This is a genomic window from Sphingosinicella sp. (assembly GCF_052388015.1).
In the GTDB taxonomy this organism is placed as follows: domain Bacteria; phylum Pseudomonadota; class Alphaproteobacteria; order Sphingomonadales; family Sphingomonadaceae; genus Allosphingosinicella.
Window position 1 is genome coordinate 21,695 of sequence record NZ_JBQTIN010000101.1, and the last position, 15,329, is coordinate 37,023.

Genomic DNA, 15,329 nt, shown 5'->3' on the forward strand with positions numbered 1-15,329 from the left:
GAGTCCGTTCAGCGCAGCCGCGCCGGATCGAGATGATCCACCGCGACGCCGCTTTCGGCAAGCGCTTTCGGCCAGGCCGCCCCGGTGACGAGCGCGGCGGCAGCTTCGGCCATCGCCGGCGCGGTCTGCAGGCCGAAGCCGCCCTGGCCGGCGAGCCAGAAGAAACCGGGGGCCGACGCGTCGAAGCCTGCGACGGGTGTGCGATCCGCCGCGAAGGTGCGGAGGCCGGCCCAGCGATGGCTGATCCGCACGACGGACAGGGTCGTGTATTGCTCGACCTTCCAGGCGGCGAGCGCGATGTCGTAATCCTCCGGCTGCGCGTCGCGCGGATCGTCCTCGATCTCGTCGACGGGAGAGGCGGCGAGCCGCGCGCCTTCGGGGAGAATGTAGAAATCGTCCACCGCCGTCTTCACGAAAGCCCAGCCGCGCGCGTCCGCGCCTTGGGGCGGATCGACGATGATGATCGTGCGGCGCAGCGGCTTGAGTCCAATCGGCGCGACCCCGGCGAGCGCCGCGACCTGATCCGCCCAGGCGCCTGCGGCATTGATCAGGATCGGCGCGGAGAAGCTTTCGCCGGCTTCCGCCTCGACCGTCCATTGCGGCCGGATCGTCGCTGCCCGCCGGCCGTTCAACACCCGTCCGCCGCCGGCGCGGATCGCGCGGGCATAATGCTGGAGCATCGCGTCGGAATCGAGCCTCAGGCCGTCCGGATCGGCGATGCCGGCGACGATCGCCTCGCTGCCGAAGCGCAAAGGGGGGAAGAGCGCGCGCATCCGCGGCTCGTCCGCTTCCTCCAGCGAGCCGGTGTGGCAGGCCATATCCTCGGCGAGCGCGGTGAGTGCGGGACGCATCTCCTCGTTGGCGACGAACAAGGCCGGGTGTCGGCGGGCGAGCGCGCCGCCATCCGCTTCGAGGAGCCAAGCGCGGCTATGCATGGTGAGCCCGCGCACCACCGCGTTGCCGATGCCATAATGGGAGAAGGTGGCGCTGCGGCCGGAGCTGTGATGGCCGATCGCGTCCTCGGCCTCCAATACCGCCACCTTGCCGTGGGGCGCTAAGGCAGCGCCGACCGACAGGCCGGCGACGCCGCCGCCGATGATGAGAAAATCCGCGCGCTCCACGGCGCGCGGGCTAGCCGATCAGGCGCGCCGGGTCACGCCCCGGCGAAGCTCTCGTCTACTGGACCCCGGCTTGCGCCGGGGTGCCGATCTTCGATCGTCAGTTGTTGCCGTTGCGGCGCGCGTCGTTGCGGCCGGCGATATAGGCGGCGCAGCTGGAGCGCAGCGCGGTCGCCTCGCCCGGCGAGAGCGAATAAGCGGTGCTGATCCGCGACAGGAACAGCGCCGGGTTCGTCTGATTGCCGGACGCGCGGCAGATCGTCGTGGTCTGCGCGAAATCGAGCCCGCTGGTGCTGGTGCGGCGCGCGACCGGCTGGCGGACCGGCGCCCGGACGACCGGCGCGGTGGCGGCGCGACGCGGCTGACGCGCTTCGGCCCGCGCCTGCGTGTCGAGCGCGCGGCGATCGATCTCGGTCAGGACCACCTGGCCCCCCAGGAACGCGGCGAGAATGATGACCATGTTCGTGCCCTTTCGACAGGATTGCTCCGTCAGGGACGGGTGTTAACGGGAAAATGGTAAAGAGGCCGTTAACTGCGTTTGCCTTTCGCGGCGCGGCGGCGGAGAGGAAGCAAGTGACCGACGAGGATCTGGCGGCGCATTTGGCCGATGGCGCGGGCAGGCTGCTGATGGGCCTGCGCGAAGGTCCGCTCGCGACCGATGCCGGGCTTGGCCTGATCGCCGACAAAGCCGCCAACAGCTTCATCCTGACCGCGCTGGCCGAGTGGCGGCCGGGCGATGCGGTGCTGTCGGAGGAATGTCCGGACGATCCGGCCCGCACCGCCTGTTCGCGTTGCTGGATCATCGATCCGCTCGACGGGACCCGCGAATATGGCGAGGGGCGGAACGACTGGGCGGTGCATATCGCGCTTTCGGTGGACGGCCGTCCCGCGGTCGGCGCTGTGGCGCTGCCGGCTTTGGGACGGCTGTACCGCTCGGACGGGCCGCCGGCCACGGCGCCGGACCGCGAGCGACCGGTGATCGCGGTCAGCCGCACGCGCCCGCCCGAGATCGCACTGGCGCTCGCGGCGGGGCTCGACGCCGAGCTCAAGGAGATGGGCTCGGCCGGGGCGAAGGCGATGGCGGTGGTCGGCGGCGAGGCGGATCTCTATGTCCATGCCGGCGGCCAGCATCAGTGGGACAATTGCGCGCCCGCCGCGGTGGCGCTGGGGCTCGGTCTCCATGCCAGCCGGATCGATGGGGCGCCGCTGGTCTATAATGGGCCGGACACCAACGTCCCCGACCTGCTGATCGGGCGCCCCGACCTCGCCGCGCGCGCGATCACCTTCGTCACAGGTAGGCGCTGAGGGCACGCCAGGCTTCCAGCTTCTTTTCGTAGGGCAGGCTGGCATAAGCGGGGCTGCTCGATGGCAGATCGATCAAGGCCAGGCCGGGTACCTCGCTCAGTTCCCTGCGCCCGATCCGCGCCGCGGTGTCGCCGTTGAAGGCGATGACGCGCAACTTCGGCAAGGTGGCCACGAGCGCGGCGAGGTCGCTTGGCTGATGGAGGCGGATGTCCGCGTCGAGACTGCCGGGCCGCTCCGCCGCCGCGACCGTGTCCCAGAGGCCGACCCCGGCATCGAGCAACGCCGCCAGCCGCGCCTCATAGGCGAGCGATTCCAGCTCCCGCCCGGTCGCCGCGCCGATCAGCCGCCAGAACAGGTTCCGTGGATGGGCGTAATAGCGGCCGGCCGCCAGCGACGCCCGGCCCGGCAGGCTGCCGAGGACCAGCAGGCGGGTGTCTTGGCGGATGACGGGCGGGAAGCAGCGGTGCATGGGACGCCCATGAAGATCGAAGGCGGCTGCCATTGCAAGCGGGTGCGCTTCGCCGTGGATGTCGCCGAAGCGGTCGAGGTGCTCGATTGCAATTGCTCCATGTGCGCGATGACCGGCTTTCGCCACCTGATCGTGCCGCATGAGGACTTCACCCTGCTGAGCGGCGCGGGCGACCTGACCTCGTACCGCTTCGGCACCGATGCGGCCGAGCATCTGTTCTGCCGGCATTGCGGCGTGAAGAGCTTCTACCAGCCGCGTTCTCACCGCGAGGCATGGAGCGTGAACCTGAACGCTCTTGATGATCCGGGCGCGCTCGCGATCACGGCGCGGGCATTCGACGGGCGGAACTGGGAGCATGCGGCGGCGAAGCTCTAGAGCGGAAGCAGCGGCCGGCCCGCGATCGCTTGGGCGAAGACCGCCAGCGTCACCGCCGCATAAGCCGATGCCCCGCCGACGATCGCCGCCCAGCGCAGCCGGGCGGAAAGGCCGCCGACGAGCGCGGCGAGGATCGGCAGGGCCTGTTCGGCATGAATGCCGAGGAAGTGGGCGACCCGGAGGTCGCCGCCGCTGCGATTCCAGCCGAACAAAGGCACATGCCCGCCTTGGGCGCCGACCGCATGGCCGGTCTGGCTGCTCATATAGCCGCCGAGCATCCCGCCGAGCAGGAAGGTGAGGAGCAGGCCGATCACCACTGCTGCGACATAGTCGCGTGGCAGCCTGGTTGCCGGGCGTCGGCCGATCTCCCAAGCCAGCGGCAAGGTGGAGCCGACGAGCAGCACGGCGAACAGGCCCATCAGCGCATACATGATGGTGTGGAAGAGCGAGCCGGTGTTGAAATGGGATTCGAGACCTTGGCTGGCTTGCCAGAGGATATAGAGAAGCTCGAAGCTGCCGCCGACAAGGATGAGCAGCGTGGTCGTGCGCATCGGCAGCGAGCGCCGTCGCTCGGGCCGGGCATAGCCGAAGAACCAGGCGGCGGTCAGCGCGAAGATGCCGATAGAAACCAAGAACTTGGTCGGCTTCACCCAGACGTTCACACCGCTGTCGAGCAGGCGCGGATCGATGGCCTGCAGGACGAGCGTGCCGGCGGCGAGCCCGAGCAGCGTCAGGCCGTAGATCGCCAGCGTCCGCTGCCGCTCGAGCAATTCGGCGAGCATGGTCCGCTCGACGGGCGTTCGTGCCATGGTGGCCATCACGCCGCCTCCGCGGTCGCGCGGCGGCCCAGGGCCAGCCGCAGCAGGAGATAGAGGAGCAGCCCCGCCGGCCCGAACAGGAAGGTCAGCACGAAGCAAGGGATCAACAGCACGCGCGCGACGCCGCGCGCGACGCCGTCCTCGGCGATCCAGCAGCCGACGAACAGATCGAAGGCGAGATAGTGAAGCCAGCCGGCCGCAAGCGCGCTGTCGTTGGCGAACAAGGCGCGGACCTCTGCGATCGAGCCGAAGCCGCCGCCTCGCGCCTCGCTCATACCGGTCCAGATCAGCAGGATATAGGCGATGGCGAGGATCGCCGGCACGAGGAAGCGCGCCGCCGCCCAGGCGATCGGCCGGGACGACATGACGAACAGCGACAGGATGAGGGCGAGCCAGCCGGCGATGGCGAGAAGGCCCGCGAGCGAAAAGGCGGTGGCCGGATCGAGCATGTTGCGACTCCCATCTTAACGGCGTACAGATCGGACATGCCCGATGATCTGAACAGTGTCAACATGGAATCCGGCGGCGCGCGGAGCTATCATCATGGGGCCCTGCGCGAGGCGCTCATCGCCGCCGCCGAGGATTTGATCGCCGAGCGTGGCGTCGACGCGTTCAGTTTGCGGGAGACGGCACGGCGGGCAGGCGTCTCGCCCGCCGCCCCCGCGCATCATTTCGATGGCGCGCGCGGGCTCCTGACGGCGGTGGCAGCCGGTGCGTATCGCGATTTCGGCGATGCGCTGGCGGCGGCCGACGACAGCGCGAGCAGCCGGACGGCCCGAATCCGCGCCCAGGGCATGGCCTATGTCCGCTTCGCGCTGGCGAATCCGGCTCGCTTCGACCTGATGTGGCGGCGCGGCCTGATCGACGGGGGCGTTCCCGATCTCAAGGTCGCGGCGGACCGCGCCTTTCTGATCCTCGACCGGGCCGCACGCGGGGCCGGGGAAGCCATGCACGGCTCCGATGATGTCCAGCGCGCGCCCTCGATCGCGGCCTGGTCGCTTGTCCACGGCTTCGCCCGGCTTGCCTTGGAAGGCGCATTCGGCGGGGAGCCGGGCGCGGCCGAACGCGCCGCCGAGACGATGCTGCCACGCGTGCTCGACCATCTCGACCTCTAGGCCGCTTGCCGCTCGCGCCGCCGCGCCCTAGTCTTTCCGCAAAGGGGAGCGGGATGAGCGAGGCGGTTGCGGAAGGGCAGGCGGCGGCGGTCGGCGAGGATTATGTCGTCGACGGGAAGCGCGATCGGCTGGTGATCGTCGCCTCGACGCTCGGCACCGTCTTCGAATGGTATGATTTCTTCATCTACGGAACGCTCGCCGCGATCATCGGCCGGCAATTCTTCCCGGTCGGCAACGAAACCGCGCAATTCCTGCTCGCTCTGGCCTCGTTCGGCGTCGGCTTCGGCGTGCGGCCGATCGGCGCCTTGCTGTTCGGATATCTCGGCGACAGGCTGGGGCGCAAATATACCTTCCTCGTCACCATCACCCTGATGGGCTTCGCCACCGCGGCGGTCGGCCTGGTGCCGAGCTACGCCGCGATCGGCATGGCGGCGCCGATCATCCTCGTGACGCTCAGGGTGATGCAGGGGCTGGCGCTGGGCGGCGAATATGGCGGGGCGGCAATCTATGTCGCCGAGCACGCGCCACGGAACAAGCGCGGCTTCTACACCAGCTTCATCCAGGCCGGGGTGATCGGCGGCTTCCTGCTGTCGGTCGCGGTGGTGCTGATCTCCGAATGGTTTGTCGATCGCGAAGCCTGGGCCGCCTGGGGCTGGCGAATCCCGTTCCTGTTCTCGATCCTGCTGCTGGCGGTGTCGCTCTGGGTGCGGCTCAAGCTCAAGGAAAGCCCGGTCTTCCAGGCAATGAAGGAAGCGGGAGAGACGGCGCGCAACCCGATCACCGAGAGCTTCCGCGGCCGGCATCAGGTGAAGATGGTGATCGTCGCCTTGTTCGGCGTTGCCGCGGGCCTCACCGTGATCTGGTACACGGCCCAATTCCAGGCGCTCTATTTCCTCCAGAACGCACTCCGCATCGACGACACCGCGGCGCGGGCGATGATTGGCGCGGCGGCGTTCGTCTCGATGTTCTGGTTCGTCCTGTTCGGCTGGCTGTCCGACAGGATCGGCCGCAAGCCGCTGATTGTCACCGGCTACGGGCTCACCATCATCCTGCTCTTTCCCCTGTTCCACTGGATGGCGGCGGCGGCCAATCCTCAGCTGGCGGCGGCGATGGCGCGCAGTCCGGTGACCGTCCAGGGCGACGCCTGCGACTACAACCCGTTCGCGCAGGCGCAGGCGACACCCTGCGGCCGGGCGCTGGCGGCGCTCACCTCGCGCGGCATCGCTTATGAGATGCTGCCCGCCCCCGGCTGGAACGGGCAGGCCTATCAGGTGCGGGTCGGCGATTCGGTCGTGAATGCGGAGGAACCGGCGGCGCTGGAAAGCGCGCTGACCGGCGCCGGCTACCGGCTCGAAAAGACGACGCCGGCGATGAGCAGCATGATCCAGGTCGTGCTGGCGATCGTCGTCATCGGCATGCTCTCGGGCATGACCTACGGGCCGGTCGCGGCCCTGCTGGTCGAGATGTTCCCGGCGAAGGTGCGCTACACGTCGCTCTCGGTGCCCTATCATATCGGCACCGGCTATTTCGGCGGATTCCTGCCCTTCATCAGCCAATATATCGTGGCGCGGACCGGCGATCCCTTCTCCGGCCTCTGGTACACGATCGGCGTCGTCGCGATGGCGCTGGTCGTCAGCCTGTTCTGGCTCCCCGAGACGTCGGGCAAGCGGCTGGATTAGCGCGGCGGGCGCGGCTAGGCCCGCGCGCATGGTGCATTGTCCACTCCGCCTGACCCTCGATGGCGATGCGCTCGTCGCCAACTGGCACTGGCTGGCCCATCGCGGCGGCGGCGCGGCGTGCGGCGCGGCGGTGAAGGCGGACGGCTATGGCCTCGGCGCGCGCGAGGTCGTGCACCGACTGCAGGCGGCGGGATGCCGCGACTTCTTCGTTTCGACCTGGGCGGAGGCGGCGGGCCTGATGCCCTGGCCGAGCGACCTCGATCTCGTCGTGCTGCACGGCGTCGGCGCGGACGACATGACGGCGGCGCGCGCCTCGCCGGCGCGGCCGCTGCTGAACAGCCCGGAGCAGGTCGCGCGCTGGAAGGAGACGGGCCGCCCATGCGACGTGATGATCGACACCGGCATGAACCGGCTCGGCCTGACGGGAGAGCAGGCGGCGAGCGGGTTGCTCGACGGGCTGGCGATCGACACGCTGATGAGCCATCTCGCCTGCGGCGACGAGGAGTCGCCGATGAACGAGGCGCAGCGCGCCGCCTTCGTCGCCGTCGCGGCGAAGGTGAAGGCGCGGCGGCTGAGCCTGGCCAACAGCGCCGGCGTCTGCCTCGGGCCGGACTTTGCCTTCGATCTCACCCGACCCGGCCTCGCCCTCTACGGCGGCGTGCCGCGTGCCGAGGCTGAGGGGCATATCCGCCAGGTCGCGCGGATCGAGGCGCAGATCGTCCAGCGCCGCCAGGCGAAAACAGGGCAGTCGGTCGGTTATGGCGCGAGCTTCATCGCCAACCGCGATTGCGAGCTGGCGATCGTCAATCTCGGCTATGCCGACGGCTATCTACGCGGCTTTTCCGGCACCGGCCGGGCGCGGATTGCCGGCGGCCCCTCGTCTACGCTCGGGACAAGCTTCGTGCCGGTAGTCGGCCGCGTCTCGATGGACCTGACCGCGATTCGCGTCGACGACGCGCCGGAACTGGCGGAAGGCGATTGGCTGGAGCTCGACTTCCATTTGCCCGACGCGGCGGGGCAATCGGGGCTCAGCCAATATGAGCTGCTCACCTGCCTCGGCGCGCGCTTCGAGCGGCGCTGGGCATAAAAAAGGCCGCCCCGAAGGGCGGCCCGTAGTGAAAGTCGCGCGGATTGCTAGAAGCGGATTTGTGCGCCGGCGTAGAAGAAGCGGCCGGTGTTCGGGAAGATCGCGCCACCGCCGCCGGTGCCGTCGAGGCCGAAGCTCGGGTTGCGGTCCAGCAGATTGTCGACGCCGAAATAGATGCGGTGCCGCGTGCCGGCCGGCTCGAAGCCGATACGGACAGCGTGGTAGAGCGCATCCGGGTGCCGCGCCTCTTCCGGCGAACGTAGGTCGGCATTGGTCGGCGCCCGGCCCTGGTGCGAGAACATCGTCTCCCAGGCATCGACCGTCTGCTCGCCGATATAATTGCCGTTCCAGGCGATATCGATCTCGCCGAAGTCCAGGCCCGCGGTGAGGCTGGCGGCCCAGATCGGGTCGCCCAGCGTGCCGTGCAGGCGGACCGAGCGGGCCGGATCGGCGATGAAGGTGAACTGCACCCGCTGGTCCACCCAGCTCACCAGTGCCCGGAGGTTCATCGTCACGCCGGGCAGGATCTGCCGGCGATAGCTGATGTCCGCATCCACGCCGGAAGTCTTGAGCGACTGATAATTGAACGGCTGGTTGAGGAAGCCCGGGCCGAGCCGCGGCATCGTGATGACGCCGACACTGCCGCCGATGACCCGGTCGTTCTGGCCGTCGAACGTGAAGTCGCGGAACGTGTCGCCCGGCGTGCGACGCCGGAAGACGGCGTCGCAGAACGGGTTGGCGAGGCTGACCGGATCCTCGTAGCAGCGGTTGATGATCGCCTGGCCGGTCAGGCCCGCGATCGCGTCCCGGATCTCGATATTGTAATAGTCGAGCGAGATCGACAGGCCCGGCACCCAGCGCGGCTGGATGACGGCGCCGACGGTCCAGCTCGTTCCGCGCTCCGGCTGCAGGTCCAGGTTGCCCTGGTTGAAACCCGAGACGCCGCTTTGCGGCGTGTTGTTCCAAGGCACGGTGATGCCGTCCACGACGAGCGTGGTCGGGATGCCCGCCTCCGCGCAGCGCTGGACCCGGTTCGGACCCTGCAGAATCTGGCTCTGGCTGCAGGGATCGAGCAGGCCGTTCGCGAAGGTTTCGCTGCGGGTCGCGAAGAGATCGCCCAGATTCGGCGCGCGGACCGAACGGGCATAGCCGCCGCGGAGGCGCAGGTCGCGGACCGGCGACCAGATCAGGCCGATATTATAGGCCCAGACGCCGCCCGTGCTGCTGTAATCTGAGTAGCGCGCAGCGCCTTCGAGCGACAGCTCATGGAAGAACGGCATGTCGCGCAGGATCGGGATCCGGATCTCGCCGAACGCCTCGCGCACGTCGATCGCGGGCGGATCGAATTCGCTGATGGCGTTCAGGAATGTCGCGCCGCTCTGGGTGAAGTCGTCGAAATCGGAGAAGGCGTCTTCGCGTCGATATTCGACGCCGAAGACCAGGCCGATCGGCCCGCCGGGCAGCTCGAACCAGCCCGACGTGTCGCCGGAAATGAAGGCGGTGGCGTTGAGCTGCTCCGCCCATTGCTCGCGCGAGGAGACATAGAGCACGTAGGCAAGGCCGTCTGGGGTCGTCGCCGGCGCGCCGAAGCCGAACAGGTTGATCGGCCGGCAAAGCGGATCGTTGTTGTTCGGATCGGCGTCGACATTGACCCGGCACTGGATGCTGCCACCCGGACCGGGCGCCGCGTCGGCGGCGCGGTTGAAGCGCGCGACGTTGACGTTGCCGCCGGTTTCGTAGAACGTCTCGGTGCGGCCGTAATTGACCGCGACCTCGTAGTTCCAGTTGCCGGTGGTCGAGATTTCCCCGCGAACACCGAACACGCCGCGGAAGGTGTTGCGCTCATGGTCCTCGGCGCGGGTGCCGATATCGTTGTTGAAGCGGTTGAAGCTGAAGTTGTGGATGCTTCCCTGCGGGTTGCCGGTGATCGTGTTGATCGCCGACCGGGCCTGGGCGCTCAGGAACGGATTGTCCGTTCTGAAGGTCGGGCTCAGCGTCGAGTTGATGAAGGTCGGCTGAGTCGAGGTCTGGTTCGCCGTGATCCAGACATATTTGAACTCGGCGAACGGCCTGATCCACGGCGCGATATCCGCGTTGACGAGCAGGTTCACGGCGAACCGCTCGAAACCCGGCGCCAGCTGCGCGCCCTCGACGCCGGAGGCGCCCTGGCCGCCGAACTGGCTGCCGCCGAACTGCCGCAGATCGAGCGCCGGGTTGTTCCGGATTATCGTGCCGTCGGGTTGGAAGAACCATGCGTCCGAGAGCTCGGTGCCGGTGTTCGGGCCGGCGGCGGTCGGCGTGCGGAGGCCTGTGCAAACCGCCGCGCGCCGGGCCGTCACGAGCGCGCTCGCCGGATTCGCCAACGGGCACGCTGTCAGCACGGCGCCGCTCAGCGAGATGGACCCGAATGTGATCCCCGGCGGTCCCTGGAAGAAGCGGGTGTCCGGAACGCCGTCGCCGGCCGGCAGCTCGCCGACCGTACTCTCGACGGTCGAGAAGCCGGGCACGCCGGTATAGACTCCCGTCATCTCGGGGCGGTCGCCGTGGAAGAGCGGCGCCTGGCGGGCATATTCCACCGCGACCGCGACGTTCAGCGTGTTGTCGAGGAAATTGCGGCCCCAGACGCCGGAGATGAAATAGGAGCGCCGGTCGCCATAGCTGGTGATGCCGCTCTGGGCGCGCAGCGCGACCCCTTCATAATCGGTCCGCAGGATGAAGTTGACGACGCCCGTGACCGCGTCCGAGCCGTAGACCGCCGAATTGCCGCCGGTCACGATGTCGACCCGCTCGAGCAGGTCGGCGGGAATCGTATTGACGTCGACGTCGAACGTGCCGGGGCTCGACGTGACGTGCCGGCGGCCGTTGACCAGCACCAGCGTGCGGGCGGTGCCGAGGCCGCGCAGATCGAGCAGGTTGATGCCGGCGGTGCCGATGAAGCGGGTCGAGTTCGCCTGGCTGAAGGTGGAGCGCAGCGCGGGCAGGTCGTTCAGCGCGTCGCCGAGCGAGACGTTCGCCTGCTCGGTGAGCTGCTGCGCGTCGACGGACGTGATCGGGATGGTCGAATCAAGGTTCGGACGCCGGATGCGCGAGCCGGTGACGACGATCGCGGGATCGGATTGCTCGGCCGTCGCGTCGCCCTGCGTCGCCACCTCATCGGCCGCGGTTGCCGCAGCCGCGGTCTCTTCCGCGAAGGCCGGAGCAGCGGCGCCGAGCGCCAGCGCGAACATCGCTCCCGAGCGCAACGCGCTGGAGCCGAGCAAACCCAAATTCCGCATGAGCCATCCCCTTGTTCCATCCGTGCAGGCGCACGGCGGTCAGGGTGACGGTGCTACGATTCCGCCGCGCGGGACAAGGGTAAGGCCGCTAGACGTTCATCGATTATTCAGCAGTGTAGCACTTGTGCAACAACCGCCGATGCGCCGGTGAGGAGCGGGCGCGGATATTTTGCCTCAATCCCGTTCGACGCAGAGCGCGATGCCCATGCCGCCGCCGATGCACAGGGTGGCGAGGCCTTTCTTCGCGTCGCGCTTCCGCATCTCGTAGATCAGGGTGGTGAGGACGCGCGCGCCGGAGGCGCCGATCGGGTGGCCGATGGCGATCGCGCCGCCGTTGACGTTGACCTTGGCGGCGTCCCAGCCGAGCTCCTTGCCGACCGCCAGCGCCTGGGCGGCGAACGCCTCGTTCGCCTCGATGAGGTCGAGATCGGCGACCGTCCAGCCGGCCTTCTCGAGCGCCTTCCTCGACGCCGGCACCGGGCCGATGCCCATGATCGAAGGATCGACGCCCGCGCTCGCCCAGGAGGCGACGCGAGCGAGGATCGGCGCGCCGCGGCGCTCGGCCTCCTCGCGGCTCATCAGGACGAGCGCGGCGGCGCCGTCATTGAGGCCGGACGCGTTGGCGGCGGTGACGGTGCCTTCCTTCTTGAAGGCGGGCTTCAGACCCGCGAGCCCGGACTGCTCGACGCCGTCGCGGATATGTTCGTCATTCTCGACGACCGTCTCGCCCTTGCGGCTCTTCACCGTCACCGGCGCGATCTCATCGCGGAAGCGGCCCGCGGCGCGGGCGGCGGAGGCCTTGTTCTGGGATGCGGTCGCGAAGGCGTCCTGATCGTCGCGGGTCACCTGATATTGCTCGGCCAGATTCTCCGCCGTGATGCCCATGTGATAGCCGTTGAAGACGTCGGTGAGGCCGTCCTTGATCATCGTGTCGACCAGGCCGACGTCACCCATCTTGGTGCCGCCACGCAGATTCTGGGCGTGGTTGGAAAGGCTCATATTCTCCTGGCCGCCGGCGACGACGACGGCGGCGTCGCCGGTCTGGATCGCCTGGGCGGCGAGGGCGACGGCGCGCAGGCCCGAGCCGCAGACCTGATTGACGCCCCAGGCCGGAACCTCCTTCGGCACGCCGGCCGCCATCGAGGCCTGACGGGCCGGGTTCTGGCCCTGGCCGGCGGTCAGCACCTGGCCGAGGATCACTTCCGACACGTCCTCCGGCGCGACGCCAGCCTGCTCCAGCGCGGCGGTGATCGCCACCCGGCCGAGCTCGTGCGCCGGGGTGGCGGCGAAGGCGCCGAGGAAGGATCCGACCGGGGTGCGCTTGGCGGCGGTGATGACGACGTCGGTCATATTGCTGGGTCTCCGATTTTGGGGTTGGCGCGCCTCTATCAGCTTAGGCGTTGGCGCGAAAGCCAGCCGGCCAGCGGCTCCCAGAGCCGTTCGCGCGCCTGCGAGCCGACGACCATCCCGACATGGCCGAGCGCCAGCTCCAGCCGCTCGCCGGCGCGCGGCGCGCTCGCGGCCGGGACGATCCGGTCGGTGGTCGAGACGATGTTGAGCAACGGGCAGGGCAGGGCAGCCGGGTCGATCACCTCGCCGCCCACATGCCATTCGCCGCGGCCCGGCGCATCGCCTGCAAAAAGGCTCTCGAACATCTCCCGCGCCGCGGCGAGCGGGACGGGCGGACCGTCATTGGCCCAGTCCTCCAGCATGACAAAGGCGCGCGCCGCCTCGCCTTCGAGCGCCGCGAAAGCCTCGAACTTGCCGATGGTGCGGGCCGGATCGAGGCTCCAGAAGGCGCTCTGCAACACTTCCATCGGGAGCACGCCCAGGGATTGCGCGGTGGCTTGAGCGCCATGCCAGAGCTTCGCGAGATCGGCCCGGGCCTGATCGGGGAAGCCGTCGAAATGCCAGGGCGCCGCGATCGTCACGACGCGGCGAGCCTCGCCGAGCTGGCCGGCGGCAATCGCCATCGTCCCGCCGAGGCAATAGCCGACGAGGTCGGCCGGTCCGTCCAGATCCGACATCAATGGCAGGATGATCTGCTCGACATGGCCCGCGACATTGAGTGCGCCCCGCGCCGCGCCCGGCCAGCCCCAGTCGAGCAGGACCACGCGACACCCTTGTCCGGCCAGCCAGCGGAGCAACGACCGCCCCTGCATGTCGAGCACCGTCGGCGGGTTGATCAGCGACGGGATGAAGAGGGTCGTCGGACCGTCACCGCCATAATCGCGCAAGCTGGCGCCATGCGCTTCGGCGATCGCGGGCATCAGCGGTGGCGCGGCCCCGCGCTCGGCATCCTGATACTTTTTGAGGCCTGCCAATGCGGCCTGCATCCGCGCCGGCGCCCCCTCCGTCATGCTGCGCAGCAAGGCGAGGAAGAGCGGCAGCGGCCGGGGGCGATGTTGCGGTGCGGCAAGCTTCGGTGCTAGGGCGCTTTTCTCTCCTTGCTGCGGGGTTTCCATGGCTGCGTCCGACGCCGATCCTGTGATCATCAAGAAATATGCGAACCGCCGGCTCTACGACACCGAGAGCTCGGCCTATATCACGCTGGAGCGGCTCGCCCAGATGGTCCGGCAGAAGCGCGACTTCAAAGTGGTCGACGCGAAATCGGGCGAGGACATCACCCGCTTCGTCCTCGCCCAGATCATCATGGAGGAGGAATCGCACGGCGCGGAGATGCTTCCCGTGAATTTCCTGCGCCAGCTGATCGGCATGTATGGCGGCAACATGCAGGAGGTCGTGCCGCAATATCTCGAGGCCAGCCTCGACCAGCTGCAGCGCAACCAGGCGAAATTGCAGGAAGCGATGACCGGCGCGCTCGTCGCCAATCCGTTCGCCGAGATCGCGCGGCGCAACATGGAGATGTTCACCGCCGCCGCGACCGGTCAGGGCCGGCAGGCGCCGAAAGCCGCGGCCAAGGCCGAGCCGGACAAGGCCGATCTCGATGCGCTGCGCGCCGAGCTCGCCGCGCTGCAGCAGAAGCTCGACCAGCTCGGCCGCTAGCGGGGCCGGACGAAGCGCAAGGTCATCCGGTCGCTCTCGCCGATCGCCCGGTAGCGCTCCTCGTCGCCATGGCGGAGTGCCGGCGGCAGGGTCCAGACGCCGTTCGGCCAATCGGCGGTGTCGCGCGGATTGGCGTTGATCTCGGACGAGGCGACCAGGCGGAAACCGGCCGCCTCCGCCATCCGCCGGACGGTAGAGACCTTCATATAGCCGCTGGTCCGTTCGCGCTCGGCATCGGCGCTTTCGGGCAGGCGGTGATCGACGACGCCGAGCGTGCCGCCGGGCCGCAGCATCGCGAACATCTGCCGGAACGCCTCCTCGGTATAAGGCTGCCGCCCCTCGCGCTGATAGCCCATCTGCCAGTTATGGACGTTGCGGAAGGTGAGGACGACATCGGCCGTGCCATCCGGCACCCGATTGCCGGTGCTGCCGTCGAACCAGGGGAAGGTGGCGAGCCGGGCATGGCCGTAGAGGTCCGGGCTCGCGGTCGTCAGCCGGCGGACGCCGCCGAACATATTGTCGTTCATGGCGGCGGCATAATAAGCGCCGCCTCCGGCGTGGAGATAAGGCGCGAGAATCTCGGTGTACCAACCGCCGCCGGGCCAGATCTCGACCACCGTATCGTCCGGTTCGACGCCGAAGAAGGAGAGCGTCTCGAACGGGTGGCGGTAACGGTCGCGGGCGACATTGGCCGGCGTGCGGGTCGTCGCGGCGATCGCCGTGCGCAACGCATTCTGGTGAGCGGCCGCAAGCGGCGCCGGCGTCGTTGCTCGCTGAGCGAGTACGGCACCACCAGCGGCGAGGGAGAGAAAGACGGCTGCGGCGACAAGCGGGGTCTGGCGGATCATGAGTCTCTCCCTTGATAGGCGGGCGAGCAATGGCGGGCGGCGGATGACGATGCAAGACTGGCTGTGGATGGCGGACGGCGCGCTGCTCGCGCTCGCCTTGGTGGCGGGCGTCGCGGATTGGCGCCGGGTGCGTCGGCGCACGATCGACGGCTGGGGATGGATGCCCTGGCGCGGCGTGCAGGTGCTGGCGCTGTTCGCCGTCGCCGGCCTGACGATGCTGCTAATGCGCTCTTA

General features: G+C 68.8%; 15 protein-coding genes and 1 pseudogene. 7 read left to right on the top strand and 9 right to left on the bottom strand.

The features are described from left to right. Positions 1–8: 8 nt before the first annotated feature. Complete coding sequence (locus tag ACT4N3_RS08270; RefSeq protein WP_444854742.1) at positions 9–1,121, bottom strand: NAD(P)/FAD-dependent oxidoreductase; 1,113 nt, start codon at positions 1,119–1,121, stop codon at positions 9–11. A gap of 97 nt (positions 1,122–1,218) precedes the next feature. Beyond that, a complete protein-coding gene (locus ACT4N3_RS08275; protein ID WP_444854743.1) occupies positions 1,219–1,578 on the bottom strand; it encodes a hypothetical protein in 360 nt (119 codons plus the stop codon). 113 nt (positions 1,579–1,691) lie between these two features. Here ACT4N3_RS08275 and ACT4N3_RS08280 point away from each other — a divergent pair, with 113 nt between their 5' ends. Beyond that, a complete protein-coding gene (locus ACT4N3_RS08280) occupies positions 1,692–2,423 on the top strand; it encodes a 3'(2'),5'-bisphosphate nucleotidase CysQ (protein WP_444854744.1) in 732 nt (243 codons plus the stop codon). On the opposite strand, the gene ACT4N3_RS08285 is transcribed toward ACT4N3_RS08280, so the two are convergent. Then, the gene (locus tag ACT4N3_RS08285; RefSeq protein WP_444854745.1) at positions 2,407–2,892 is read right to left on the bottom strand and encodes a DNA-deoxyinosine glycosylase; all 486 of its coding nucleotides are present in this window, start codon (positions 2,890–2,892) and stop codon (positions 2,407–2,409) included. The genes ACT4N3_RS08280 and ACT4N3_RS08285 overlap by 17 nt on opposite strands. Before the next feature lie 9 nt (positions 2,893–2,901). On the opposite strand from ACT4N3_RS08285, the gene ACT4N3_RS08290 reads away from it, so the two are divergent. Beyond that, a complete protein-coding gene (locus ACT4N3_RS08290) occupies positions 2,902–3,267 on the top strand; it encodes a GFA family protein (protein ID WP_444854746.1) in 366 nt (121 codons plus the stop codon). Here ACT4N3_RS08290 and ACT4N3_RS08295 read toward each other — a convergent pair. Both ACT4N3_RS08295 and ACT4N3_RS08300 read right to left on the bottom strand, forming a co-directional pair. Next, on the bottom strand, positions 3,264–4,085 hold the full coding sequence (locus ACT4N3_RS08295; RefSeq protein WP_444854747.1) for a hypothetical protein: 822 nt from the start codon (positions 4,083–4,085) through the stop codon (positions 3,264–3,266). The two genes, ACT4N3_RS08290 and ACT4N3_RS08295, sit on opposite strands and share 4 nt — an antisense overlap. Then, positions 4,085–4,534, bottom strand: a complete 450-nt coding sequence (locus tag ACT4N3_RS08300) for an abscisic acid-deficient protein Aba4 family protein (RefSeq protein WP_444854748.1) — start codon at positions 4,532–4,534, stop codon at positions 4,085–4,087. Before ACT4N3_RS08300 ends, ACT4N3_RS08295 begins: the two co-directional genes overlap by 1 nt. A 36-nt stretch (positions 4,535–4,570) precedes the next feature. Here ACT4N3_RS08300 and ACT4N3_RS08305 point away from each other — a divergent pair, with 36 nt between their 5' ends. The 3 genes from ACT4N3_RS08305 to ACT4N3_RS08315 are packed head-to-tail and all read left to right on the top strand — an operon-like array spanning position 4,571 to position 7,966. Continuing rightward, a complete protein-coding gene (locus ACT4N3_RS08305; RefSeq protein WP_444854749.1) occupies positions 4,571–5,200 on the top strand; it encodes a TetR/AcrR family transcriptional regulator in 630 nt (209 codons plus the stop codon). Positions 5,201–5,253: 53 nt separating this feature from the next. Then, on the top strand, positions 5,254–6,879 hold the full coding sequence (locus ACT4N3_RS08310; protein ID WP_444854750.1) for an MFS transporter: 1,626 nt from the start codon (positions 5,254–5,256) through the stop codon (positions 6,877–6,879). 28 nt (positions 6,880–6,907) lie between these two features. Continuing rightward, on the top strand, positions 6,908–7,966 hold the full coding sequence (locus tag ACT4N3_RS08315) for an alanine racemase (protein WP_444854751.1): 1,059 nt from the start codon (positions 6,908–6,910) through the stop codon (positions 7,964–7,966). A gap of 47 nt (positions 7,967–8,013) precedes the next feature. Here ACT4N3_RS08315 and ACT4N3_RS08320 read toward each other — a convergent pair whose 3' ends face one another. The 3 genes from ACT4N3_RS08320 to ACT4N3_RS08330 form a co-directional block, all read right to left on the bottom strand. Then, entirely contained in the window at positions 8,014–11,241 is a 3,228-nt protein-coding gene (locus ACT4N3_RS08320) for a TonB-dependent receptor domain-containing protein (RefSeq protein WP_444854752.1), read from the bottom strand. Between the two features lie 174 nt (positions 11,242–11,415). Continuing rightward, positions 11,416–12,591 carry an acetyl-CoA C-acetyltransferase gene (locus ACT4N3_RS08325; protein ID WP_444854753.1) on the bottom strand — a complete coding sequence of 392 codons (1,176 nt, stop codon included), beginning with the start codon at positions 12,589–12,591 and terminating at the stop codon, positions 11,416–11,418. 38 nt (positions 12,592–12,629) lie between these two features. Continuing rightward, entirely contained in the window at positions 12,630–13,601 is a 972-nt protein-coding gene (locus ACT4N3_RS08330; protein WP_444854754.1) for an alpha/beta hydrolase, read from the bottom strand. A 103-nt stretch (positions 13,602–13,704) separates the two neighbouring features. Between ACT4N3_RS08330 and phaR the strand changes: the two genes are divergently transcribed. Further along, positions 13,705–14,247 carry a polyhydroxyalkanoate synthesis repressor PhaR gene (phaR, locus tag ACT4N3_RS08335; protein ID WP_444854755.1) on the top strand — a complete coding sequence of 181 codons (543 nt, stop codon included), beginning with the start codon at positions 13,705–13,707 and terminating at the stop codon, positions 14,245–14,247. On the opposite strand, the gene ACT4N3_RS08340 is transcribed toward phaR, so the two are convergent. After that, positions 14,244–15,095: a class I SAM-dependent methyltransferase gene (locus ACT4N3_RS08340; protein ID WP_444854756.1), complete on the bottom strand. Its 852-nt coding sequence runs from the start codon at positions 15,093–15,095 to the stop codon at positions 14,244–14,246. The two genes, phaR and ACT4N3_RS08340, sit on opposite strands and share 4 nt — an antisense overlap. Positions 15,096–15,138: 43 nt before the next feature. Here ACT4N3_RS08340 and ACT4N3_RS08345 point away from each other — a divergent pair. Beyond that, positions 15,139–15,329 (top strand): annotated as a pseudogene (locus tag ACT4N3_RS08345) (hypothetical protein); the annotation flags it as partial.